The following is a 22,731-nucleotide window of genomic DNA, read 5'->3' on the forward strand; positions in this document are numbered from 1 at the left end:
CTCCGTCAATTCAACGGTGTGCGAAGGGCTTTGGTCACGTCCCTGCTCGACAACGTCTGCGGCGCCCCCGTGAAGGCCCGCAGCCGGACCCGTACGCCGGCACGCGGGAAGCGGAACTTCCCTGACGGCGGCCGGATTTCGTAGACGGCCGTGGTGTGCGCGGACAGCGTGCGGGGGCCCTTCTCGATCGTCCAGTACGGCGAGAAGCCCTGCCCGGTGGTGAGCGTGAAGTGGGGCGCGAGGGCGTCGTCGCCGGTGTTCTCAACCCGAACTGCCAGCAGGGACACGGCAGTCGACGAGGCCCGCCGGACCGATGCGAGCCGCATGTCCAGCGGCGGACTCCCCGTCGCCCCCGCCGCCGCGCTCGCCAGAGCCGGGAGGACGACCAGCACGGCCGCGGCGATCCGGGCCGGCCGCCGCCGCGCTCCCGCCAGCGGGCGCGGACGCGGCTGCCACGCGCCGGCGAACTCCGACAGGGGCGCGGTGACCGCGGCCGCCAGCCACAGCGGCGTCATCAGCTGGTAGTAGCCGTCCTGGGAGCGCGTCGCCAGGAAGAAGGCGAACCAGGGCAGCACGGTCGCCGCCGGACCGAGCCGCCGCACGAACAGCACGTACAGCACCAGCAGCCCCGCCACGAGCAGCTTGCTCGCATGGCCGTACCAGGCGAGCCGGTCGCTGCCGTCCGTGTAGTACAGCGAGACGCCCACCAGGCCCTGCCCGTGGATGATCGCGTCCTGGGTGAGCGGCAGCACGATCCCGCCGAGCCAGTTCCGGGGCTCGCGCACGACGAAGTACGCGTTGATCAGCAGCCATACGGTGACGGCGACTCCGGCGACCCGCAGCAGCACGCCCGCCGCCGCTCGCGGACCCAGCTCGCCGCGGCGCACCGCGTAGAGCCCGGCCAGCAGGAACGGCGTGACGAACCACGGCAGTTGCTGCGCGGCGCACGCCGCGCCGAGGCACGCCGCCCGAGCGATCCCGGCCCCGCCGAGCCGACCGCCCCGCCCGATCCGCGGCCAGCGCACCACCACCGGGATCAGCAGCGCCAACGCCACGATCGCCGGGTAGCCCTGCCGCCCGAACATCGGCAGGAACGAGAACCCCAGGCACACCATCGTCGCCGCCGGCCGCCACGGCGTGGGCAGCATCCGCCACAGCACCACCGCGCCGACCACGAGCGCGCCGGTGCCCATGGCGGTCGCCGGGACGCCGTCGGGCCCGATCCACAGGAGCGGCGCGGTCAGCAGCGGGGCGAGCGGGGGATAGCCGTACGTGTAGTCGTAGCCGCCGTGCATCGTGGGGGTGAGCGAGATGCCGTGCCCGAAGAGCCAGGGCCACGGCTGTCCGTAGACGGGGTCGCCGTCGACGATCGCCCGGGCCGCCTGGGCGGTGAGCACCGCCTCGTCGTTGCCGTGCGGGTTCATCACCCACGCGCACAGCACGAGCGTCACCGCGGTCAGCAGCACGCACAGGTCGACGCGGGCCAGCGAACGGCCGCGCCGCACGGTCGTCGCGAGCACCCCGCAGACCAGGATCGACACGTAGCACAGCGAGATGACCGCGGCGACGACCAGCCGGTGACTGGCCGCCTGCGTCCAGATCGCGCGGGTGCCGATGAAGAGGCTGACGGCGCAGAGCAGGGTCAGCACGCGATGCCACTGCTCGGGCGGCTCCTGAACGGCGGGCGGCTCCTGAACGGCGGGCGGCTCCTGAACGGCGGGCGCCGCCGGATCTGGCGTGCGGCCGGGTGTCACCAGCGGGGTCTCTGCCAAGTACACGGTTCCGCAACGTAATCAGGGCTGGTGAACGGGGTGCACCTGGAGGTGGAGGTTCCGGTGTAGCGGGGGTGAGAAGCCGCTGTGCGCGGACCGGGGCGGTGGCGGTCCGTGTCGCTGTTGGGCCGAACGGGTGACTTGGCGTAAGAATTGGCTGGTGCACGCATTGAAGGCGAGTCAGTTCGGGGGGTACCGGTGAGCCGTTACGACGTCACCGATGAACAGTGGGAAGGGCTCGCTCAGGTCGTTCCGCTGCGCGGCCGGGACGCGTGGCCCTCGGCGGTGGACCATCGCGCGCTGCCCGACGCAGAGACGGAGACCCGGCGCCGCTTCGTCGTGCTGCGGGTCAACGTCTTCGCGGACGCCCGCGAGGTCGCCGAGACGCTGATGGCGGGCATCCCGGTCCTCCTCGACCTGACGGGCGCGGAGACCGACACCGCCAAGCGCGTCCTGGACTTCTCCACCGGCGTCGTCTTCGGCCTGGCCAGCGGCATGCACCGGGTCGACCGCAACGTCTTCCTCCTGACCCCACCGGGCACCGAGGTCAGCGGCATCATGGAGGGAGCGGGCAGCCCCGGCGCCTGACACTTCGGCGCCTGACATCCCGGCGCGGGGCGCGCCATGGCCGACGCCCGGGGCGCGCCCGCACAACCGGGTGCGCCCGCGCGGGCGCGCGTCGGCCTGCCCCGGCCGCCCGCCGCTTCGAGCCCGCCCCTCGCGGTCCCCCGATCGTAGGAAGCTTGTCGCGGCGGAACGGTTCGCCTGGTGGCGGAGTCCTACCGTCCGCATATGGCCTCGCCGTTCACCTCCTCCGCGCCCTCACCGCACGCCGCGTCCGACGGGCCGCCCGTCGGGGACGCCTCGCCCACCGTGCCCGCGCAGGGACCGCCCGCGGGGCCGCCCGCGAAGGAGCCGTCCACGGCCTCCGCGCCGGTGCGCCACGTCCGGCCCTGTGTCACCGAGCTGCGGCTCTCCGCCTTCGCGGGGCATCGCCGGGCCCGGTATCCGCTCGGGGCCGTCACGCTGTTCGTCGGGGCCAGCGGGAGCGGTAAGAGCAGTGCGCTGGGGGCGTACGAGGCGCTGGCGCGGCTCGGCGGCGGGGCCCGGCTGGCCGAGGTCTTCGCCGATCCGGCCGCGTGCGTGCCGCAGGGGGCCAGGCCCGACGCCCAGCACCGCCGGGGGTTCCGTATCGGATGCACGGCCGAGGGACCCGGCGGACCGGTCCGGCTCGACATCGCCGTGCAGGCCGAGCCCGATCTGCGCATCGTGGGGGAGCGGCTGAGCGCGGGCGGCGTCGTCCTGCTGGAGACGGCCCTGCGCGATCCCGGCCGCCGCACGGTGCAGGCCGCCTGGCACACCGGCGGCCCCGCGCCGGTGACGCGCGCCCCGCTGCCCGACGACAGCCTCGGCACCGCGCTGCTGCCGCTGCGCGTGGCCGGCAAGACCGACGGACAACGGCAGGTGCTCGCCGCCGCCGAACAGATGGTCGTCGCCCTGCGGTCCGTCTTCGCCTGCGATCCGCAGCCCGACTGGATGGGCTCCCCCGTCCCCACCGGCTCCGGCCGGCTCCTCGCGGGCTGCGACAACCTCGCCGACGTCCTGTGGCGCACCCGAGAGGAGTGCGGCCGGCGGCACGCGCAACTGGTGGCCGCGCTGTCCGCAGGAGCCGGCCGGGTCGCGGGACGAGCGGTCGTGGACCTGCGCGCCGAGCCGCTTGCCGACGGCACGGTCCGCGCGGTGCTCGACCGCGCCGACGGCACCCGCACGGAACTCGCCCGGCTCGGATACGGCGAGCTGCGCTACGTCGCCCTCGCACTGGTGCTGCTCACCGGGCCGGGAGTCCTCGATGTGGACCCGGCCGGCGAGGTGCCCGCCGCGATGCAGACCCTCACCCTCCTCGCCGACGGCCTCGACCGGGGCCTCGACGTGACGCAGCGCGCCGAACTGCTGCGGCTCGCGGTGCGGATGGCCGAACGCGGCCACATCCGCTGCGTCGGCGCGGTCAGCGACGGGTCCTGGGCCGCCCGGACGGAGGGAGTGACGGTGGTACACCTGGGTCCGTGACAGAACAACACCTGGACGTGGCGAAGCTGCAGCGCAGACTGGCCGAGTTCGCGGCCGCGCGGAACTGGCAGCCCTTCCACACCCCCAAGAACCTCGTCGCCGCGCTCAGCGTGGAGGCGTCCGAACTGGTCGAGATCTTCCAGTGGTTGACGCCGGAGGAGTCGGCACGCGTGATGGACGACCCGGACACCGCGCACCGCGTGACGGACGAGGTCGCCGACGTGCTCGCGTATCTGCTGCAACTGTGCGAAGTGCTGGGGATCGATCCGCTGACCGCCCTGGACGCGAAGATCGACCGCAACGAGCGCAGGTTCCCGGCGCCGTAACGGCCCCTCGCCGCCTCTCGCACGGGAGCCATCCGATCCGGTTTCACTCTCCGTGGTCATCGGGCGGACCGAAACCGATTTGTTGTCCACAGATTTCCCCCTTCCTCTGGCTTTTCGCCCCACAGACCCTCACTCTGGGTAGTGGGCACGGTATTCGGGCGGACGTGCGCAGAGCACGTCGGGGCAGACGGGGGCAGCGCATGGACGCGGTGCGGCTCATCCTCACGAGCAGGCGTGCGCTCGCGGGAAGCAGCGCAGGAGCGGAGATCCTCAGGGAGGTGTGGCAGGCGCAGGCCCTGGCGCAGGCGATCGGCAGCCGCCTCGCCGTCTCGGGCCCGCCCGAACTGCGCGGCGAGGCCCTGGGGCTGACGGAACTGGCCGGCCGAGGCTGCGGTGCGCTGGGGGCGCCGGACCTCGACACCGGGGACCTGCTCGCCGCCCGGCTCACCGCACTGGACGACGCCCGCCGGGCCCTGCTCGACCTGGGCGGCCTGCTCGGCGAGGTCGGCATCGCCCTGGTGGGCCTGGCGAGTTCGGCGGACGACCAGGGCACGTACTGGCAGTGCATGGAGGCCATCGACGCGGCGGACGAGTCCAGGGACCGGGTCCTGGAGATGCTGCGCAAGCTGGCGGCGAGAGAGGAACGCGAGGAGAGAGAGGGCGCCCTGCCGGAACGGTGAGCACGGTGACCGGGAAGGAAGAAGACCCGGCCGGCTGAGCGCGGGGAAGAAGACCCGGCGGGCTGGGCGCGGGACGGGAGGGGGGCTCAGTCCGCGCCGCCCTCCTCGCTCGCAGTCCGCCGCGCGCCCCCGGTCGACTGGAAGTCCGCGTCCAGTGCCGAAAGATCCGCGTTCAACGCCGCCATGAGCTCCTCCATCTGCTGCAACAACCCCTTCGGCCGGGCTGCGGCGGCGCCCCCGCCCTGCTGCGGCACGGTCTCTTCGGACATGACGGCCTCCTCGGCCCTGGCCCCCCTTGTGAGGAGGGCCGATGCGGGTGACGTCCCGGCGCTGACCAGCCGGGCGCGGGCGCCGGGCGGGCCGGCTCCGCCCACGCCAACGATCACTGTTGAGGCAGGTCACTGGGCCGGGCAACCCCCCACGCACGGCACGGGCGTTTTTCACCCGACAGGGGAGCGGCGGGGCCCGGGGGACCGGTGGGGTCGACGGGAAACCCTGCGTGCAGGATGGAGGCATGGATCTGCGTATCTTCACCGAGCCCCAGCAGGGCGCGACCTACGACACCCTCCTCACCGTGGCGAAGGCCACCGAAGACCTCGGGTTCGATGCCTTTTTCCGGTCTGACCACTATCTGAAGATGGGCGACGTGAGCGGCCTGCCGGGCCCCACGGACGCCTGGATCACCCTCGCCGGCCTCGCCCGCGAGACCAAGCGCATACGCCTCGGCACGCTGATGACCGCCGGCACCTTCCGGCTGCCCGGCGTCCTCGCCATCCAGGTCGCGCAGGTGGACCAGATGTCCGGCGGACGCGTCGAACTGGGCCTGGGCGCAGGCTGGTTCGAGGCGGAGCACACGGCGTACGGCATTCCCTTCCCGAAGGAGAAGATCGACCGCCTGGAGGAACAGCTGGAGATCGTCACGGGCCTGTGGGGCACGCAGCTGGGCAAGACCTTCGAATTCCACGGCACGTACTACGACCTCACCGACTCGCCCGCACTGCCCAAGCCCGCGCAGCCGAAGATCCCGGTGCTGATCGGCGGCACGGGAGCGACCCGCACCCCGCGGCTGGCCGCCCGGTTCGCCGACGAGTTCAACATGCCGTTCGGCACGATCGAGGACAGCGAGCGGCAGTTCGGCCGGGTACGGGCCGCCGCGGCGGAGATCGGCCGCGACGCCGACGCGATCACACTCTCCAACGCCCTCGTCGTCTGCGTCGGCAAGGACGAGGCGGAGCTCGCCCGGCGCGCCGCCGCGATCGGCCGAGAGGTCGACGAGCTGAAGACCAACGGTCTGGCCGGCTCCCCGGCCGAGGTCGTCGACAAGATCGGCCGCTACATGGAGGCCGGCTCCACGCGGATCTACCTCCAGGTCCTGGACCTGCACGACCTGGACCACCTGGAGCTGATCTCCGCCCAGGTGCAGGCCCAGCTCCCGTAAGCCGGCTCCCAAGACCGGGAGGTCAGCTGTGACACGGCTGTGACCGGAGGTGTGGCCTCCGTCACAGTCGGCCGGGCGCGACCCTGATGAGGTGGCCGGATGCGCAGACCCACCCCCCTCCTCCCGGCCACCCTCGCCGCCACACTGCTGCTCACGGCATGCGGATCGGAACGCGCCGGCACGCGGAACGGCGGTGCCGGCGCGGACGGATCAACACCGCGGACCCAGGTCACCCAGCCCGCCGTGGACGGGGTCCGGATCACCTCGGTGACCATCCCGTCCACCTCGGCCTCGGCCTCCCCCTCTCCCTCCGCGACCGCCACCTCACCCGACGGCATCGTCAGGGCCGAACGCCTCCCCACCGGACTCTCCGGCGACCGGGGTGTCTCCGCCGCCTACGAGGTCACCAATGACGGCAAGGAGTCGTACACGTACACCGTGCTCTTCTCCTTCACGGCGAGCGACGGCGGGGCCGTGAGCAACCGGCGCGAGACGGTGCGCGCGGTGGGAGCGGGCCGGACGGTGCGGGGAACCGTCCAGATGGACGCGCTGCCACCGGGCGCCCCCGGGGTGACGACGGTGAAGGTCGACCAGGTCACCAAGGTCCCCGCGAACGAGGCACCCGCCGAGGCGGGCGTCTGCCCGCCCTCCGGCATCCGGCTCACGGCCGACGACGGCGACGCCGCCATGGGGCTGCGGGTCGTCGGACTGCACCTGGAAAACTGCGGAAACAAGGACTACACCCTCAACGGCTACCCGGAACTGACCCTCCTGGACGAGGACCTCGAGCCGGTCGACGGAATCAGGATCCTGCACGGCGGCGACAGCATCTCCAGCGCAACCGGTTACGACGACCCGCCCCGCCCCCTCACCCTGAAACCCGGCGAAACCGCTCTCTCCGGTCTGATCTGGCGCAACACCACCGAAGCCGGTACCGCAGTGAACGTCCCGTACGTCCGCGTCCGAGCGAAGTCCGGTGCCGCACCCGTGACGGTGACCCCGCACCTCGACCTCGGGACCACCGGAAAACTGGGCGTCGGCGCCTGGAAACGGGCCGCACAGTAGCGCGGGGAAAATTTCGCGTGTTCCTCACCGGTTCTCTGTACGTTGGAGAGGCGCGTGAGCGCACGACCAGCGCTTTCGCTCCATCCGAACCCTTCCGAGGCACCCACCGTGTTCCTGACGATCAGCACCACCGGCACCCCCGAACGCCCCGCCACCGATCTGGGCTTCCTGCTGCACAAGCATCCCGACAAATCGCAGGCGTTCTCCACCTCCTACGGCAAGGCCCACGTCCTCTACCCCGAGGCGGACGCCGAGCGCTGCACGGCGGCGCTGCTGCTGGAGGTGGATGCCGTGGCGCTCGTGAGGCGCGGCAAGGGCAAGGGGCGCGGCGGCGCTCCCGACGCGGCCCTCGCCCAGTACGTCAACGACCGCCCGTACGCGGCCTCCTCGCTGCTCGCGGTGGCGCTGAGCGGGGTGTTCTCCAGCGCGATGCGCGGAGTGTGCGCCGCGAAGCCCGAACTGCCCGCGCAGGCACGGCCGTTGCGCGTGGAGGTACCCGCGCTGCCCGCCCGCGGCGGCCCCGGCCTCGTCCGTGGCCTCTTCGAGCCGCTCGGCTGGACGGTCGGCGTCGAACCGGTGGCCCTCGACCCGGAGTTCCCCGACTGGGGCGACTCGCGGTACGTGCGCCTCGTCCTGGAAGCGGAGACGCTCACGCTCGCCGAGGCCCTGCGCCACCTGTACGTCCTGCTGCCCGTCCTCGACGACGCCAAGCACTACTGGGTCGCCCCCGACGAGGTCGACAAGCTGCTGCGCGCCGGTGAGGGCTGGCTGGCCGACCACCCCCAGCAGAAACTGATCACCAGCCGTTACCTGTCCCGCCGCTGGTCGCTGACCCGGCAGGCGATGGAACGGCTGGAGCTGGTCAGGCTCGCCGAGGCCGACGACAGCGAGGTCGAGGAGATCGACAACGCCGTCGAGGCGGAGGCCGAGACGGAGGAGCGCCCGACGCCGCTGGCCGTGCTGCGCCGCGAGGCGATCATCACGGCGTTGACGGCGTCCGGGGCGGCCCGGGTCCTCGACCTCGGCTGCGGCCAGGGTCAGCTGGTGCAGGCGCTGCTGAAGGACCCGCGGTTCACCGAGATCGTCGGCGTCGACGTGTCGATGCGCGCGCTCACCATCGCCTCCCGCCGCCTGAAGCTGGAGCGCATGGGGGAGCGGCAGGCCGCGCGCGTCCGGCTCTTCCAGGGCTCGCTCGCCTATACCGACGCCCGTCTCAAGGGCTACGACGCGGCCGTGCTCAGCGAGGTGATCGAACACCTCGACCTGCCGAGGCTGCCCGCCCTGGAGTACGCCGTGTTCGGCTCGGCCCGCCCCAGGACCGTCCTCGTGACGACCCCGAACGTCGAGTACAACGTCCGCTGGGAGACCCTCCCGGCCGGCCATGTCCGGCACGGCGACCACCGCTTCGAGTGGACCCGCGAGGAGTTCCGCACCTGGGCGGCCACGGTCGCCGAACGGCACGGCTACGACGTCGAGTTCGTGCCCGTGGGCCCGGACGACCCGGAGGTCGGCCCGCCCACCCAGATGGCCGTCTTCGAACTGAGCACCGCAGGCGCCAAGAACGCGAACATGAACGAGAAGGAGGCGAAGGCAGCATGACCGAGACGCAGGTTTCCACGAAGCAGGGCCGAGTGCTGCCCGTCACCGACCTCTCCCTGGTCGTGCTGATCGGCGCGTCCGGGTCCGGCAAGTCCACCTTCGCCCGCCGCCACTTCAAGCCCACCGAGATCATCTCCTCCGACTTCTGCCGTGGCCTGGTCTCCGACGACGAGAACGACCAGAGCGCGACCCGCGACGCCTTCGACGTCCTGCACTACATCGCGGGCAAGCGGCTGGCGGCCGGCCGCCGCACGGTGGTCGACGCGACGAGCGTGCAGCAGGACGCCCGCCGTCAACTGATCGACCTGGCCAAGAGTTACGACGTGCTGCCCATCGCCATCGTCCTGGACGTCCCGGAAGAGGTGTGCGCCGAACGCAACGCGGCCCGCGTCGACCGCGCCGACATGCCCCGCCGGGTCATCCAGCGTCACACCCGCGAACTCCGCCGCTCCCTGCGCCACCTGGAGCGCGAGGGCTTCCGCAAGGTGCACGTCCTGCGGGGCGTCGAGGACGTCGAGAACGCCTCGGTCGTCACCGAAAAGCGTTTCAACGACCTGACCCACCTCACCGGGCCCTTCGACATCATCGGCGACATCCACGGCTGCGCCGCCGAACTGGAGTCGCTCCTGGGCAAGTTGGGCTACACCGACGGCGTCCACCCGGACGGACGTCAGGCCGTCTTCGTCGGCGACCTGGTCGACCGGGGCCCGGACAGCCCGGCGGTGCTGCGCCGCGTCATGTCGATGGTCACCTCGGGCAACGCCCTGTGTGTGCCCGGCAACCACGAGAACAAGTACGGCCGTTACCTGAAGGGCCGCAACGTCCAGCACACCCACGGACTCGCCGAGACCATCGAGCAGATGGAGACGGAGAGCGAGGAGTTCCGCGCCGAGGTACGGAAGTTCATCGACGCTCTGGTCAGCCACTACGTCCTCGACGGCGGCCGGCTGGTGGTCTGCCACGCCGGTCTGCCGGAGAAGTACCACGGCCGTACCTCCGGCCGTGTCCGCTCGCACGCCCTGTACGGCGACACCACCGGTGAGACCGACGAGTTCGGCCTGCCGGTGCGCTACCCGTGGGCGGAGGACTACCGGGGCCGGGCGGCCGTCGTCTACGGCCACACTCCCGTCCCGGAGGCCACCTGGCTGAACAACACCATCTGCCTGGACACCGGCGCCGTCTTCGGCGGCAAGCTCACCGCGCTGCGGTGGCCGGAGCGCGAGCTGGTCGACGTACCGGCGCAGCAGGTCTGGTACGAGCCGACGAAGCCGCTGCGGTCCCAGGCGCCCGGCGGACACGACGGCCGGCCCCTGGACCTGGCCGACGTCAACGGCCGGCGTATCGTCGAAACCCGTTACGACGGGCACAGCCGAGTCTCGATCCGTGAGGAGAACGCGGCCGCGGCCCTGGAGGTCATGAGCCGTTTCGCCGTCGACCCGCGCCTGTTGCCCTACCTTCCGCCGACGATGGCTCCCACGGCGACGTCGCACGTCGAGGGCTATCTGGAGCACCCGGCGGAGGCGTTCGCGCAGTATGCGCGGGACGGCGTCGCCCGGGTCGTGTGCGAGGAGAAGCACATGGGCTCCAGGGCGGTGGCCCTGGTGTGCCGCGACGCGGAGACAGCACGCAAGCGTTTCGGGGTGGACGGCCCCACCGGATCCCTCTACACCCGCACGGGCCGCCCGTTCTTCGACGACGGTGCGGTCACGGAGGAGATCCTCGGCCGGGTGCGCACCGCCGTGGACGAGGCGGGCCTGTGGTCGGAGCTGGCTGCACCCGATAGTGCCTCCGGCACGGTCGACTGGCTCCTGCTGGACGCCGAACTGATGCCGTGGTCGCTGAAGGCCACCGGCCTCCTGCGCTCGCAGTACGCGGCCGTGGGCGCCGCGTCCGGCGCCGTCTTCCCGGGTGCGCTGGCCGCCCTGGAAGGCGCGGCGACGCGAGGCGTCGACGTCACGGACCTCCTGTCCCGGCAGCGTGAACGCGCCTCGGACGCGGCCGCGTTCACGCAGGCGTACCGCCGCTACTGCTGGCCGACGGACGGCCTGGACGGCGTACGCCTCGCCCCGTTCCAGATCCTCGCGGTCCAGGGCCGCAGCCTCGCGGCCCTGGCTCACGACGAACAACTGTCGCTTCTCGACCGCCTGGTGGAACACGACACCACGGGTCTGCTCCAGACCACCCGCCGCCTGTACGTCGACCCGGCCGACCCCGAGTCGGTCCGGGCCGGCGTCGACTGGTGGCTGGAGATGACGGGCCGGGGCGGCGAGGGCATGGTCGTCAAGCCGCTCGCCGCGCTCACCCGCGACGAGGAGGGCCGGCTGGTCCAGCCGGGCATCAAGTGCCGTGGCCGCGAGTACCTCCGGATCATCTACGGCCCGGAGTACACCCGCCCCGACAACCTGACCCGGCTGCGCGGCCGGTTCCTCAACCACAAGCGGTCGCTGGCGATCCGTGAGTACGTCCTCGGCCTGGAGTCCCTCGACCGCCTGGCCGAGGGCGAGCCCCTGTGGCGCGTCCACGAGGCGGTGTTCGGGGTCCTGGCCCTGGAGTCGGAGCCGGTGGACCCCCGGTTGTGAGCGGGGCCCTCACCCCACCAACCGCAACCGCTCCCCGCCCACCCCGACCCGCACCTGCTGCCCCCACGTCAGCTCCACCGCGTCGCTCTCGATGCCGTCACCGAAGGCGATGAGGCGTTCTGATTCGACGGTGAGGATCAGCCGGCCGCCGGCCGCGAGTTCGCCGGCGACCAGGGAGGTGCCGGTCGCGGGGGACGGCCACGCCTCCCGTACGAACCACACCAGGCGGTCCTCCGCAGGGCCCGGCAGCCGTAGGCGACCGCCGCCGCCCCGTTCCTGCCACACCGACCGGATCCAGCCGGTCGCCCCCGTTCCCGTGCCCACCAGCACCCCGGAGGAGGCCTGGGCCTCGACGGCGCCGTCGTCGTCGAGGCCCAGGCGGTAGCGGGCGGTCTGGTGGCCTGCGGCGCCCAGGTAGATCTCGTTGAGGGCCAGCAGCCGTTGCGTGTCGTCGGCGACCGCCTCGACCATGGTCAGCTCGGCCGTGCCGGTGCCGGCCGCGAGCACGGAAGGCAGGAGCGTCCGGGAGTCCTCCGGGCGGTGACGGACCAGGACGCCCGGATTGCGGCCGGGGTCCGTGTCGATGCCCACCACCGGCTGCCCGGCGAGGTACTTGGCGACGTTCGCCACCAGACCGTCCTGTCCGACCACTACCACCACGTCCTCGGGGGCGAAGAGGAAGCGGTCCAAGTCGGCCCGCTCGACCCGTGTTTGACGCCACGTCAGAGGAATCGCGGCCGTCACCTCCGCCAGCGCGCGCCGGGTGCGGCGATGGCGTTCGGCGACCTCCTCGATCTCCCGGCCCCGCGAGGAGAGGAAGAAGGCGGCCTGGCCGTGCGTGCCATGGCGGGCCACCAACTCCTCGTACTCCGTGGTGCGGTGGACCAGCACGGCCCGCGGGGCGAGACTCATTCCCGTTCTCCCGCGCCGAGCCTCGACAGCAGCCCGGTCAGTACGTCCGGCGAGATCGTCACGCTGTCGATGTGCGGCAGGTTCTCCGCCAGCCGCGTCCCGGTGAGCGCGTGCAGGGTCGCCACATCGACGTCGCCGTGCACCCGCAGCCAGGCCGCCTGCGCCTGGGCCCGTGCCTCGCCGACCTCGCGCGCCGCCTCGGCCTCGGCGCGGGCCAACTGCACCGACCGGGCCGCCTCCGCCTCCGCGAGCCGCACCGTGCGCGTCGCCTCCGCCTGGCTCAGCCGCTCCGTGCGCTGCGCCTCCGCGTCCGCCAACCGCACCTGCTTCGCGGCCTCCGCGTCCGCCAGCTTCACCGACCGCGCGGCCTCCGCCTCCGCGAGCCGCACGGTGCGCGTCGCCTCCGCCTCCGCCCGTACCTTGTCCGCGGCCGCGTTCTCCTCCGCCTCCCGGCGGGTGTTCGTACCGCGCTGTTCGACCAACTGCTCCTCACGGCGGGCGAGTTCGATCCTGCTGGCCAGTTCGTTCTCGGCGATCGTCCGCTCCCGCTCGACGGCCACCGCCCGCCGCTCGTACGTCGCCCGGTCGGCCTCCTGCTGGATCAGCTCGCGCGCCGGGGTCCGCAGCGCCCGCTCCACCTCCGGCTCCGGACGCAGGGCGACGACCCGGACGGCCACGATCTCGATGCCCGTGGCCGGCAGCCGCGGCTCCGCCGCCAACCCCGCCGCGACCCGCTCCCGCACCGCCGTCACACCGTCCACCAGCGCCGACGACAGCGACGTACGCGCGAGGACGTCCAGCGCGTGCTGTTGCGCCGTCTCCGTCAGAAGCGTGCCGAGCTGCTCCAGGGGCGCGCCGCGCCACGCGCCGGTGTCCGGGTCGATGGAGAAGTCGAGACGGGCGGCGGCCACGGCCGGATCGCTTACCCGGTAGGTCACCGTCGCCTGCACCGCCACGTCCTGGAAGTCGACCGTACGTGCGTGGAAGGTCATGGCCAACTCCCGGTCGTCGACCGGCACTTCGGAGAGGGAGGCGCTCAGCGAGCGGAACCAGAAGCTGAGCCCCGGTCCGTCGTGCACCAGCTTGCCCGAGCGGTGGTGGCGGACGTGTGCCGTGGGGCCGCCGCGCAGATGCCGCCAGCCCAGCCGCCGGGTGATGTCGGCCATGGATGATCCCCCTCGCTCCCAATTTTCGTCACTGCGACGATAATCCGACGATAGTCGCGAGGGGAAGTTGTCGTCAAGGGGACGAAAACAAAGCGGATACGGAAACGGTCGGGCGGCGGGTGAAGACGGTCCCCGATGGTCAGGATGGAGACATGGGATTCCATGTCGACTCCGAGGCCGGGCGGCTGCGCCGCGTCATCCTGCACCGGCCGGATCTCGAGCTCAAAAGGCTCACCCCCAGCAACAAGGACACCCTGCTCTTCGACGACGTGCTCTGGGTGCGCCGGGCGCGCGCCGAACACGACGGCTTCGCCGATGTGCTGCGTGACCGCGGCGTCGCCGTGCACCTCTTCGGTGACCTGCTCACCGAGGCCCTGGGGATCCCGGCGGCCAGAGCGCTCGTCCTGGACCGCGTCTTCGACGAGAAGGAGTACGGGGTGCTCGCCACCGATCACCTCCGCGCCGCCTTCGACACCCTGCCCGCTCCGGAGTTGGCGGAGGCCCTCGTCGGCGGCATGACCAAGCGGGAGTTCCTGGAAGCGCATTCCGAACCGACGTCCGTGCGCTTCCATGTGATGGACCTCGACGACTTCCTCCTCGACCCCCTCCCCAACCACCTCTTCACCCGCGACACCTCCGCCTGGATCTACGACGGCGTCGCCATCAACGCCATGCGCTGGCCGGCCCGGCAACGCGAGACCGTCCACTTCGAGGCGATCTACCGGCACCATCCCCTCTTCCGTGGCGAAACGTTCCGCGTCTGGTCCGAGGGGCAGTCCGACTACCCGTCCACCATCGAGGGCGGCGACGTCCTCGTCATCGGCAACGGCGCCGTGCTGATCGGCATGAGCGAGCGCACCACCCCGCAGGCCGTCGAGATGCTCGCCCACAAGCTGTTCGCCGCGGGCTCGGCCGAGACCATCGTGGCCCTGGACATGCCGAAGCGGCGCGCTTTCATGCACCTCGACACGGTGATGACGATGGTCGACGGCGACATCTTCACCCAGTACGCGGGCCTCGGCATGCTCCGCTCGTACACCATCGAACCGGGCGTCGGCGAGAAGGAGTTGAAGGTCACCGACCACCCCCCGGAGCACATGCACCGCGCGATCGCCGCCGCCCTCGGCCTCAGCGAGATCCGGGTGCTCACCGCCACCCAGGACGTCCACGCAGCCGAACGTGAGCAGTGGGACGACGGCTGCAACGTCCTCGCCGTGGAACCGGGCGTGGTCATCGCCTACGAGCGCAACGTCACCACCAACACCCATCTGCGCAAACAGGGCATCGAAGTGATAGAGATCCCGGGCAGTGAGCTGGGCCGGGGGAGGGGCGGGCCGCGCTGTATGAGCTGTCCGGTCGAACGGGCGGCCGTATAGGACCGGGAGGCTGTATGGCCATAGGAACGGGAGGCTGTATGGCCATAGGAACGGGAGGCTGTATAGAAATGCTAATCATCGTATAGACTTCCACGGTCCTGTTCTCGTACCTCTGGAGCGCCCCCATGGCGACTGTCCCGACCGCCCTCGCCGGCCGCCACTTCCTCAAGGAGCTGGACTTCACGGCGCAGGAGTTCCGCGGCCTGATCGAGCTGGCCGCCGAGCTGAAGGCCGCCAAGAAGGCCGGGACCGAGCCGCAGCACCTGCGCGGGAAGAACATCGCGCTGATTTTCGAGAAGACGTCGACGCGGACCCGTTGCGCGTTCGAGGTCGCCGCCGCCGACCAGGGCGCGTCGACCACGTACCTCGACCCCGTCGGCTCGCAGATCGGACACAAGGAGTCGGTGAAGGACACCGCGCGCGTCCTGGGCCGGATGTACGACGGCATCGAGTACCGCGGCGACAGCCAGCAGAAGGTCGAGGAGCTCGCCGCCCACGCGGGCGTCCCCGTCTACAACGGCCTCACCGACGACTGGCACCCCACTCAGATGCTTGCCGACGTGCTCACCATGACCGAGCACAGCAGCAAGCCGCTGAACGGGATCGCCTTCGCCTACCTCGGTGACGCCCGCTTCAACATGGGCAACTCCTACCTGGTCACCGGGGCGCTGCTCGGCATGGACGTCCGTATCGTCGCGCCCAAGGCGTACTGGCCCGGTGACGAGGTCGTCGGCCGGGCCCGCGAGCTCGCCGAGGCCTCGGGCGCCACGATCCTGCTCACCGAGGACCTCGCCGAGGGTGTGGCGGGCGCCGACTTCGTCGCCACCGACGTATGGGTCTCCATGGGTGAGCCCAAGGAGGTCTGGGGCGAGCGGATCACCGCCCTCGCCCCGTACGCCGTGACCATGGACGTCCTGCGTGCCACCGGCAACCCGGACGTCAGGTTCCTGCACTGCCTGCCCGCCTTCCATGACCTGGGCACCAAGGTCGGCCAGGACATATACGACAGTCACGGCCTCGACTCGCTGGAAGTCACCGACGAGGTCTTCGAGTCGGAGTACTCGGTCGTCTTCGACGAGGCGGAGAACCGGCTGCACACCATCAAGGCCGTACTCGTGGCAACCCTGGCCTGACCTGGCCCTACGTCGTCCGGGGCGCCGGCGTCACGCCGGACGCGGACGCCACTGCTGCGGGACCGCGGCCAGCCTGAACCACACAGCCTTGCCCTGGTCCGTGGGCCGGTGCCCGCAGGACGAGCTGAGGGCGCGGATCAGCAGCAGCCCCCGCCCGTGCTCCTGCCAGGGGTCGGGCTCCTCGCCGGACGGCCGGGTGAGATCGCCGGGCGGAACCGGGTCGGGGTCGTGCACCTCGACCTGGCAGCCGGTCGGCTGCAGCTCCACCACCAGCTCGATCGGGGCGTCCCCGGCGGTGTGCTCCACGGCGTTCGCCACCAGCTCGGCGGTGAGCAGCTCCGCGGTGTCGCTGTCCGCCCCGTGCTTCAGCTCGGCCAGCGCCGTACGGACCAGTGCGCGGGCCACCGGCACGGCCGCGGCGGAGTGCGGCAGTGCGATTCGCCAGGAGGCGGCGGAGTCGGCGGGGCGTTCGTGCAAGGCGAGTCCGTTCATGGCGCAGGTTCCCGTGATCGACATCAGGCGGTCCTGCTTTCAACTTTATGAATGGTAACGGCGGCCTCCGGCAGAGGCGCTCGGTGGGTGCCGTACGGGACCCTCGGCCCCGCTACCGGCGACTTACCCGGGTCAACGGTCCCCCTCGCGCAGCTGATCCCGTTGTTACCGCGTTATTGACGACCGGTGACGTGTGTGACGGGAACATGTCGTGCGGTGACACGGCGATTCTGCCCGGACGGTCTATCGCGTACTCATGACGACAGTCACGAGAGAGTGATAACTTCGAGGGTGACTGTCGAGGAGGCCGCCTCATGAGTCCCTTCACCGGCTCCGCCGCCCGCACCTCCGACTGGCGTCACCTGCGCGTCGAGCTCACCGACGGCATCGCCACCGTCACCCTGGCCCGTCCCGAGAAACTCAACGCCCTCACCTTCGGCGCCTACGCCGACCTGCGCGACCTGCTCGCCGAACTGTCCCGGGAGCGGTCGGTCCGCGCCCTGGTCCTGGCCGGCGAGGGACGCGGCTTCTGCTCCGGCGGGGACGTCGACGAGATCATCGGCGCCACCCTCGGCATGGACACCGCCCAGCTCCTCGACTTCAACCGGATGACCGGCCACGTCGTGCGGGCCGTACGGGAGTGCCCGTTCCCGGTGATCGCTGCCGTGCACGGAGTGGCGGCGGGCGCCGGCGCGGTCCTCGCCCTGGCCGCGGACTTCCGCGTCGCCGACCCCAGCGCCCGCTTCGCGTTCCTCTTCACCCGGGTCGGACTCTCCGGCGGCGACATGGGCGCCGCCTACCTCCTGCCCCGCGTCGTCGGCCTCGGCCACGCCACCCGCCTGCTCATGCTCGGCGAACCGGTCCGCGCCCCCGAGGCCGAACGGATCGGCCTGATCAGCGAACTGACGGAGGAGGGCCGGGCCGACGAGGCCGCACAGACCCTGGCCCGCCGCCTGGCCGACGGCCCGGCCCTGGCGTACGCGCAGACGAAAGCCCTGCTGACGGCCGAGCTGGACATGCCGCTGGCGACGGCGGTGGAACTGGACGCGGCCACCCAGGCCCTCCTGATGAACGGTGAGGACTACACGGAGTTCCACGCCGCGTTCAAGGAGAAGCGGCCTCCGAAGTGGAAGGGCCGGTAGACATGGCAGCCGACGCGCGGGCAACGTCCCCGGCGACGCCGGGCCGCGGTGGAGCCGCGGCCGCCACCGCGAGGCCGCGACCAGCCACGAACGACCGGCAGCCGCCGTCGACCACCCGCCGCCCGCGACGCATCGCGGTCATCGGCGGCGGCCCCGGCGGTCTCTACGCCGCAGCGCTGCTGAAACGCCTGGATCCCACCCGGGAAGTAACCCTCTGGGAACGCAACGCCCCCGACGACACCTTCGGCTTCGGAGTGGTCCTCTCCGACGAAACCCTGGGCGGCATCGAACACGCCGACCCGCAGGTCTACACGGCCCTCCAGCGGGACTTCATCCGCTGGGACGACATCGACATCGTCCACCGAGGCATCCGCCACACCTCCCGAGGACACGGTTTCGCCGCCCTCGGCAGAAAACGCCTTCTGCAGATCCTGCACGAGCGCTGCCGTTTCCTCGGCGTGGACCTGCGTTTCCGTACGGAGGCGCCGCACCCCGCCCGGCTGACGCAGGAGTACGACCTCGTCATCGCCGCCGACGGGGTGCACAGCACCACCCGCGAGGCGTACGCCCACGTCTTCCGGCCCCAGGTGGCAGGCCACCGCTGCCGCTACATCTGGCTCGCCGCCGACTTCGCCTTCGACGCCTTCCGCTTCGAGACCGCCGAGACCGAGCACGGCGTGATGCAGTTGCACGGTTACCCGTATGCGGCCGACGCCTCGACCGTGATCGTCGAGATGCGCGAGGAAGTCTGGCGAGCAACCGGTTTCGACGAACTCGACGAGCGGGAAACGGTCGAACGCTGCGCCAAGATCTTCGCGGACGCGCTCGGCGGACGCCCCCTGAAATCCAACAACTCCACCTGGACCACGTTCCGTACGGTGGTCAACGAGCGCTGGTCGCACGGCAACCTCGTCCTGCTGGGCGACGCCGCCCACACCGCCCACTTCTCCATCGGCTCCGGCACCAAGCTCGCCGTCGAGGACGCCCTGGCGCTGGCGGCCTGTCTGGCGGAACACCCCGATCCGCCCTCGGCGCTGACCGCGTACGAGGAGGAGCGCAGGCCCGTCGTGGCCTCCACCCAGCGGGCCGCCCGCGCCAGCCTGGAGTGGTTCGAGAACCTCGGCCGCTACCTCGACCAGCCGCCCCGAAGGTTCGCCTTCAACCTCCTCACCCGCAGCCGTCGCGTCACCCACGACAACCTGCGGCTGCGCGACCCCCACTTCACACAGGCCGTGGAGCGGGAGTTCGGCTGCCCGCCCGGGACGCCCCCGATGTTCACCCCGTTCCGGCTGCGCGGCCTGACCCTGCGCAACCGGGTCGTCGTCTCACCCATGGACATGTACTCCGCCACCGACGGCGTCCCCGGTGACTTCCACCTCGTCCACCTCGGCGCCCGCGCCCTCGGCGGGGCCGCTCTGGTGATGACCGAGATGGTGTGCGTGTCCCCGCAGGGGCGCATCACCCCCGGCTGCACCGGCCTCTACACCGGCCGGCAGGCCGACGCCTGGCGGCGGATCACCGACTTCGTGCACACGCACGCGCCGGGCGCCGCGATCGGCGTCCAGCTCGGCCACAGCGGGCGCAAGGGCTCCACGAAGCTGATGTGGGAGGGCATGGACGAACCCCTGCCCGACGGCAACTGGCCGCTCGTGGCCGCCTCCCCGCTGCCCTACAAGCCGGACAGCCAAACGCCCCGCGCGCTCGGCCGGGCCCAACTCACCGATCTGCGCGAACAGTTCGCCGCCGCCGCCGGACGGGCCGCCCGCTCCGGCTTCGACCTGCTCGAACTGCACTGCGCCCACGGCTACTTGCTGTCCGGCTTCCTCTCCCCGCTGACCAACCGCCGCACGGACGCCTACGGAGGCTCGCTCGCCAAGCGCCTGCGCTTCCCGCTGGAGGTCTTCGACGCGGTCCGCGAGGTCTGGCCGGCGGACCGCCCGATGACCGTACGCATCTCCGCCACCGACTGGGCCGAGGGCGGCACTTCGGCCGACGACGCCGTCGAGATCGCCCGCGCCTTCGCCGCGCACGGGGTCGACGCGATCGACGTGTCGACCGGGCAGGTGGTGGCCGAGGAGCGGCCCGAGTTCGGACGCTCGTACCAGACACCGTTCGCCGACCGGATCCGGCACGAGACGGGCGTCCCGGTGATCGCGGTCGGCGCCATCTCCTCCTGGGACGACGTCAACTCCCTGATCCTGGCTGGCCGTACGGACCTCTGCGCCCTCGCCCGGCCCCACCTCTACGACCCCAACTGGACCCTGCACGCGGCCGCCGAGCAGGGCTACACCGGCCCCGGCACGGACTGGCCCGCCCCCTACCGCGCGGGCAGCCGGCCCCCGCGCACCGGACGCACGGACGCGGCCAAACCCCGCCTGACGCTCACGAGTTGAGGTCGCCGGGGGATCCGGGAGCCTGATGGTCCGCGCCGGGGACCCCGGCGAACTCCGCCCCCGCGTCCCGCAGCCGCTCGTGCAGCGCCTGGAACACCGCCGCCGAGCGGGTGCCCGGCCAGCCCTGCGGCAGCAGGCGCGCGGGGAGACCGGGATCCGTGTAGGGCAGGTGCCGCCAGGAGTCCAGGGCCAGGAGGTAGTCGTGGTAGGCCTCCTGCGGCGGGGTGTCCGGCCGCTGCTGCCAGGCCTCCAGCACGCGCGCGTGGCGGTCGAGGAACGTCTCGTGCTCCTTGGCGATGGCCGCCAGGTCCCACCAGCGGGCCACGGCCTCGACGGTCGGCGCGAAGCCGAGGTGCTCGCCGCGGAAGAGGTCGACATACGGGTCCAGGCGCAGCCGCCGGAGGGTGTGCCGGGTCTCCTCGTGCAGTCGCGCCGGGGCGATCCACACCCCCGGAGCCGCCGTGCCGAAGCCCAGACCCGCGAGCCGCGACCGCAGCACATGCCGCTTCTGCCGCTCCGGCTCCGGCACCGAGAACACCGCCAGCACCCACCCCTCGTCCACGGGGGGCGCCGTGGCGTAGATGCGCCGGTCGCCGTCGTCGAGCAACTGCCGTGCCTCGTCGGAGAGTTCATACCCGGCCGCGCCCTGTGCGGTACGGGCCGGCAGCAGCAGCCCGCGCCGTTTCAGCCGGGACACCGAGGAGCGTACGGAGGGCGCGTCGACACCGACCGCGGCGAGCAGCCGGATCAGCTCGGCGACGGGCACCGGGCCCGGTGCGAAGCGGCCGTACGCGCCGTAGAGCGTGACGATGAGAGACCGGGGTGCTGGCTGGTCGGACACGTTGATCATCTTAGGTCTTCGGTATCACTGCTGGTCACCATCGGTGTCCTCACCGGTGTGAGGTACGCCGTCACCTTCGGTGCCGCCTTCGGTGCTGTGTTCGTTGCTGTCTTCGGCGCGCAGTCTGAATCTCTGCAGTTTCCCGGTCGCGGTGCGCGGCAGCGCGTCCAGGAACACGAACTCGCGCGGGCACTTGTACGGCGCCAGCTCCTGTTCCACAAAGGCGCGCAGCGCCTCCGTGTCGCGTCGGGCGCCCTCCCGCAGCACGGCGAACGCGACGACCACCTGCCCCCGGCGCTCGTCGGGCCGCCCCACGACCGCCGTCTCGGCCACGTCCGGATGGCGCAGCAGCGCCTCCTCGACCTCGGGTCCCGCGATGTTGTACCCGGCCGAGATGATCATGTCGTCGGCGCGGGCGACATACCGGAAGTAGCCGTCGGCCTCGCGGACATACGTGTCGCCGGTGATGTTCCAGCCGTCGCGCACGTACTGCTGCTGCCGCGGGTCGGCGAGATAGCGGCAGCCGACCGGGCCGCGCACGGCGAGCAGACCGGGCTCGCCGTCGGGCACGGGCGCCCCGTCCGCGTCCTGCACGCGCGCGTGCCAGCCCGGCACGGGGACGCCGGTCGTGCCGGGCCGGATGCGCTCGTCGGCCGCCGAGATGAAGATGTGCAGCAGCTCGGTGGCACCGATGCCGTTGATCAGCCGCAGCCCCGTCCGCTCGTGCCAGGTCCGCCAGGTGGCGGCGGGCAGGTTCTCGCCGGCGGACACACAGCGCCGCAGCGACGAGACATCGTGCCCGTCGAGGTCGTCGAGCATCGCGCGGTAGGCGGTGGGCGCCGTGAACAGCACGCTCACCCGGTGCTCGGCGATCGCCGGCAACAGGTGCCGTGGGCTTGCCTGCTCCAGCAGCAGCGCACTGGCGCCGACCCGCAACGGGAAGACGACCAGCCCGCCGAGTCCGAAGGTGAAGCCGAGTGGGGGACTGCCGGCGAAGACATCGTCGGGAAGCGGTTTCAGCACATGTCGCGAGAAGGTGTCGGCGATCGCCAGCACATCCCGGTGGAAGTGCAGACAGCCCTTCGGACGGCCGGTGGTGCCGGAGGTGAACGCGATCAGCGCGACATCGTCGGAAGCGGTTTCGACGGCCCGGTACGGCTCGGTCGGCGCCGGCCGGTTCAACAGGTCGTCGGGGGCGTCACCGCCGTAGGCCGTGATCCGCAGCCCGGGTATCTCCGCCTTGACGAGGTCGTCGACCGCCCTGATGTCGCACAGCGCGTGCCTCACCCGGGCGATGTCGCACATGATGCGCAACTCCTGCGGCCGCTGCTGGGCCAGGACGGTGACCGCGATCGCGCCCGCCTTGAGCACCGCCAGCCAGCACGCGGCGAGCCACGGCGTGGTGGGCCCGCGCAGCAGGACGCGGTTTCCGGGAACGACCCCGAGGTCGCCGGTGAGCAGATGCGCGATCCGGTCGACCCGGGCGCGCAGCTCGCCGTACGTCCAGGACGGCCCGGCCGGGGTGTGGAAGGCGGGCCGCTCCGGGGCGGCGTGGTCGAGCAGTTCGGCGGCGCAGTTCACCCGGTCGGGGTAGCCCAGCTCGGGCAGCTCGAAGCGGAGCTCGGGCCAGTGGCCTGGCGGCGGGAGATGGTCGCGGGCGAAGGTGTCGACATGGGCCGAGACGTGCATGGGCGTGCGCCCCCCTTGCCTGGATGGACGGTCTGTCCGGCTGGGCCGCCCGGGCGGGCGT

Annotated in this window: 19 protein-coding genes; 12 read left to right on the forward strand and 7 right to left on the reverse strand. The window is 71.9% G+C overall.

Annotated elements, in window-relative coordinates; all coding sequences use genetic code 11:
* Positions 1–5: 5 nt before the first annotated feature.
* The gene (locus ACZ5SK_RS28055; RefSeq protein ID WP_468157443.1) at positions 6–1,778 is read right to left on the reverse strand and encodes a hypothetical protein; all 1,773 of its coding nucleotides are present in this window, start codon (positions 1,776–1,778) and stop codon (positions 6–8) included.
* 192 nt (positions 1,779–1,970) lie between these two features.
* On the opposite strand from ACZ5SK_RS28055, the gene ACZ5SK_RS28060 reads away from it, so the two are divergent.
* From ACZ5SK_RS28060 to ACZ5SK_RS28075, 4 genes are all read left to right on the forward strand, one after another.
* Complete coding sequence (locus ACZ5SK_RS28060; RefSeq protein WP_334576464.1) at positions 1,971–2,360, forward strand: cell division protein SepF; 390 nt, start codon at positions 1,971–1,973, stop codon at positions 2,358–2,360.
* 204 nt (positions 2,361–2,564) lie between these two features.
* Positions 2,565–3,839, forward strand: coding sequence for an AAA family ATPase (locus ACZ5SK_RS28065; protein ID WP_468576671.1), 1,275 nt, complete (start codon positions 2,565–2,567; stop codon positions 3,837–3,839).
* A complete protein-coding gene (locus ACZ5SK_RS28070) occupies positions 3,836–4,165 on the forward strand; it encodes a nucleotide pyrophosphohydrolase (protein WP_334576460.1) in 330 nt (109 codons plus the stop codon). The genes ACZ5SK_RS28065 and ACZ5SK_RS28070 overlap by 4 nt, the downstream gene beginning before the upstream one ends.
* 200 nt (positions 4,166–4,365) lie before the next feature.
* Positions 4,366–4,845 carry a DUF6099 family protein gene (locus tag ACZ5SK_RS28075; RefSeq protein ID WP_334576458.1) on the forward strand — a complete coding sequence of 160 codons (480 nt, stop codon included), beginning with the start codon at positions 4,366–4,368 and terminating at the stop codon, positions 4,843–4,845.
* Between the two features lie 86 nt (positions 4,846–4,931).
* Here the strand turns inward: ACZ5SK_RS28075 and ACZ5SK_RS28080 are convergent, their stop codons facing one another.
* Entirely contained in the window at positions 4,932–5,114 is a 183-nt protein-coding gene (locus tag ACZ5SK_RS28080) for a hypothetical protein (RefSeq protein ID WP_334576457.1), read from the reverse strand.
* 245 nt (positions 5,115–5,359) lie between these two features.
* Here ACZ5SK_RS28080 and ACZ5SK_RS28085 point away from each other — a divergent pair, with 245 nt between their 5' ends.
* From ACZ5SK_RS28085 to ACZ5SK_RS28100, 4 genes are all read left to right on the forward strand, one after another.
* Positions 5,360–6,283: an LLM class F420-dependent oxidoreductase gene (locus tag ACZ5SK_RS28085; RefSeq protein ID WP_334576455.1), complete on the forward strand. Its 924-nt coding sequence runs from the start codon at positions 5,360–5,362 to the stop codon at positions 6,281–6,283.
* A 99-nt stretch (positions 6,284–6,382) separates the two neighbouring features.
* On the forward strand, positions 6,383–7,348 hold the full coding sequence (locus ACZ5SK_RS28090) for a DUF4232 domain-containing protein (protein WP_334576453.1): 966 nt from the start codon (positions 6,383–6,385) through the stop codon (positions 7,346–7,348).
* Between the two features lie 108 nt (positions 7,349–7,456).
* On the forward strand, positions 7,457–8,947 hold the full coding sequence (locus tag ACZ5SK_RS28095) for a 3' terminal RNA ribose 2'-O-methyltransferase Hen1 (protein ID WP_361705751.1): 1,491 nt from the start codon (positions 7,457–7,459) through the stop codon (positions 8,945–8,947).
* Positions 8,944–11,526, forward strand: coding sequence for a polynucleotide kinase-phosphatase (locus ACZ5SK_RS28100; protein ID WP_334576451.1), 2,583 nt, complete (start codon positions 8,944–8,946; stop codon positions 11,524–11,526). The genes ACZ5SK_RS28095 and ACZ5SK_RS28100 overlap by 4 nt, the downstream gene beginning before the upstream one ends.
* Before the next feature lie 9 nt (positions 11,527–11,535).
* Here the strand turns inward: ACZ5SK_RS28100 and ACZ5SK_RS28105 are convergent, their stop codons facing one another.
* Positions 11,536–12,438 carry an NAD(+)/NADH kinase gene (locus ACZ5SK_RS28105; protein ID WP_468576672.1) on the reverse strand — a complete coding sequence of 301 codons (903 nt, stop codon included), beginning with the start codon at positions 12,436–12,438 and terminating at the stop codon, positions 11,536–11,538.
* Entirely contained in the window at positions 12,435–13,604 is a 1,170-nt protein-coding gene (locus ACZ5SK_RS28110; protein WP_334576448.1) for an SPFH domain-containing protein, read from the reverse strand. Before ACZ5SK_RS28110 ends, ACZ5SK_RS28105 begins: the two co-directional genes overlap by 4 nt.
* A gap of 152 nt (positions 13,605–13,756) precedes the next feature.
* On the opposite strand from ACZ5SK_RS28110, the gene ACZ5SK_RS28115 reads away from it, so the two are divergent.
* Positions 13,757–14,980 (forward strand): arginine deiminase, encoded by a 1,224-nt coding sequence (locus ACZ5SK_RS28115; RefSeq protein WP_319343287.1) that lies wholly within the window; start codon positions 13,757–13,759, stop codon positions 14,978–14,980.
* A 125-nt stretch (positions 14,981–15,105) separates the two neighbouring features.
* Entirely contained in the window at positions 15,106–16,113 is a 1,008-nt protein-coding gene (gene argF, locus ACZ5SK_RS28120; RefSeq protein WP_361705713.1) for an ornithine carbamoyltransferase, read from the forward strand.
* 30 nt (positions 16,114–16,143) lie between these two features.
* On the opposite strand, the gene ACZ5SK_RS28125 is transcribed toward argF, so the two are convergent.
* Positions 16,144–16,605, reverse strand: coding sequence for an ATP-binding protein (locus tag ACZ5SK_RS28125; RefSeq protein ID WP_079664717.1), 462 nt, complete (start codon positions 16,603–16,605; stop codon positions 16,144–16,146).
* A 314-nt stretch (positions 16,606–16,919) separates the two neighbouring features.
* Between ACZ5SK_RS28125 and ACZ5SK_RS28130 the strand changes: the two genes are divergently transcribed.
* Together ACZ5SK_RS28130 and ACZ5SK_RS28135 are read left to right on the forward strand one after the other, a co-directional pair.
* Complete coding sequence (locus tag ACZ5SK_RS28130) at positions 16,920–17,747, forward strand: enoyl-CoA hydratase family protein (protein WP_361705715.1); 828 nt, start codon at positions 16,920–16,922, stop codon at positions 17,745–17,747.
* Positions 17,748–17,749: 2 nt separating this feature from the next.
* Positions 17,750–20,140 (forward strand): bifunctional salicylyl-CoA 5-hydroxylase/oxidoreductase, encoded by a 2,391-nt coding sequence (locus tag ACZ5SK_RS28135; protein ID WP_468576673.1) that lies wholly within the window; start codon positions 17,750–17,752, stop codon positions 20,138–20,140.
* Here the strand turns inward: ACZ5SK_RS28135 and ACZ5SK_RS28140 are convergent.
* Complete coding sequence (locus tag ACZ5SK_RS28140; protein WP_334576438.1) at positions 20,130–20,990, reverse strand: PaaX family transcriptional regulator; 861 nt, start codon at positions 20,988–20,990, stop codon at positions 20,130–20,132. The genes ACZ5SK_RS28135 and ACZ5SK_RS28140 overlap by 11 nt on opposite strands.
* Before the next feature lie 15 nt (positions 20,991–21,005).
* Positions 21,006–22,670 (reverse strand): AMP-binding protein, encoded by a 1,665-nt coding sequence (locus ACZ5SK_RS28145; RefSeq protein ID WP_334576437.1) that lies wholly within the window; start codon positions 22,668–22,670, stop codon positions 21,006–21,008.
* Positions 22,671–22,731: the final 61 nt, after the last annotated feature.

The sequence above is a fragment of the Streptomyces sp. NPDC031474 genome (assembly GCF_055581185.1).

Bases quoted from the DNA above. Each gene is read 5' to 3' on its own strand.
- ACZ5SK_RS28065 (WP_468576671.1), top strand. From the start codon at position 2,565: ATGGCCTCGCCGTTCACCTCCTCCGCGCCCTCACCGCACGCCGCGTCC.
- ACZ5SK_RS28075 (WP_334576458.1), top strand. From the start codon at position 4,366: ATGGACGCGGTGCGGCTCATCCTCACGAGCAGGCGTGCGCTCGCGGGA.
- ACZ5SK_RS28080 (WP_334576457.1), bottom strand. From the start codon at position 5,114: ATGTCCGAAGAGACCGTGCCGCAGCAGGGCGGGGGCGCCGCCGCAGCC.
- ACZ5SK_RS28085 (WP_334576455.1), top strand. From the start codon at position 5,360: ATGGATCTGCGTATCTTCACCGAGCCCCAGCAGGGCGCGACCTACGAC.
- ACZ5SK_RS28090 (WP_334576453.1), top strand. From the start codon at position 6,383: ATGCGCAGACCCACCCCCCTCCTCCCGGCCACCCTCGCCGCCACACTG.
- ACZ5SK_RS28100 (WP_334576451.1), top strand. From the start codon at position 8,944: ATGACCGAGACGCAGGTTTCCACGAAGCAGGGCCGAGTGCTGCCCGTC.
- ACZ5SK_RS28105 (WP_468576672.1), bottom strand. From the start codon at position 12,438: ATGAGTCTCGCCCCGCGGGCCGTGCTGGTCCACCGCACCACGGAGTAC.
- ACZ5SK_RS28110 (WP_334576448.1), bottom strand. From the start codon at position 13,604: ATGGCCGACATCACCCGGCGGCTGGGCTGGCGGCATCTGCGCGGCGGC.
- ACZ5SK_RS28115 (WP_319343287.1), top strand. From the start codon at position 13,757: ATGGGATTCCATGTCGACTCCGAGGCCGGGCGGCTGCGCCGCGTCATC.
- argF (WP_361705713.1), top strand. From the start codon at position 15,106: ATGGCGACTGTCCCGACCGCCCTCGCCGGCCGCCACTTCCTCAAGGAG.
- ACZ5SK_RS28125 (WP_079664717.1), bottom strand. From the start codon at position 16,605: ATGAACGGACTCGCCTTGCACGAACGCCCCGCCGACTCCGCCGCCTCC.
- ACZ5SK_RS28130 (WP_361705715.1), top strand. From the start codon at position 16,920: ATGAGTCCCTTCACCGGCTCCGCCGCCCGCACCTCCGACTGGCGTCAC.
- ACZ5SK_RS28135 (WP_468576673.1), top strand. From the start codon at position 17,750: ATGGCAGCCGACGCGCGGGCAACGTCCCCGGCGACGCCGGGCCGCGGT.
- ACZ5SK_RS28140 (WP_334576438.1), bottom strand. From the start codon at position 20,990: ATGATCAACGTGTCCGACCAGCCAGCACCCCGGTCTCTCATCGTCACG.
- ACZ5SK_RS28145 (WP_334576437.1), bottom strand. From the start codon at position 22,670: ATGCACGTCTCGGCCCATGTCGACACCTTCGCCCGCGACCATCTCCCG.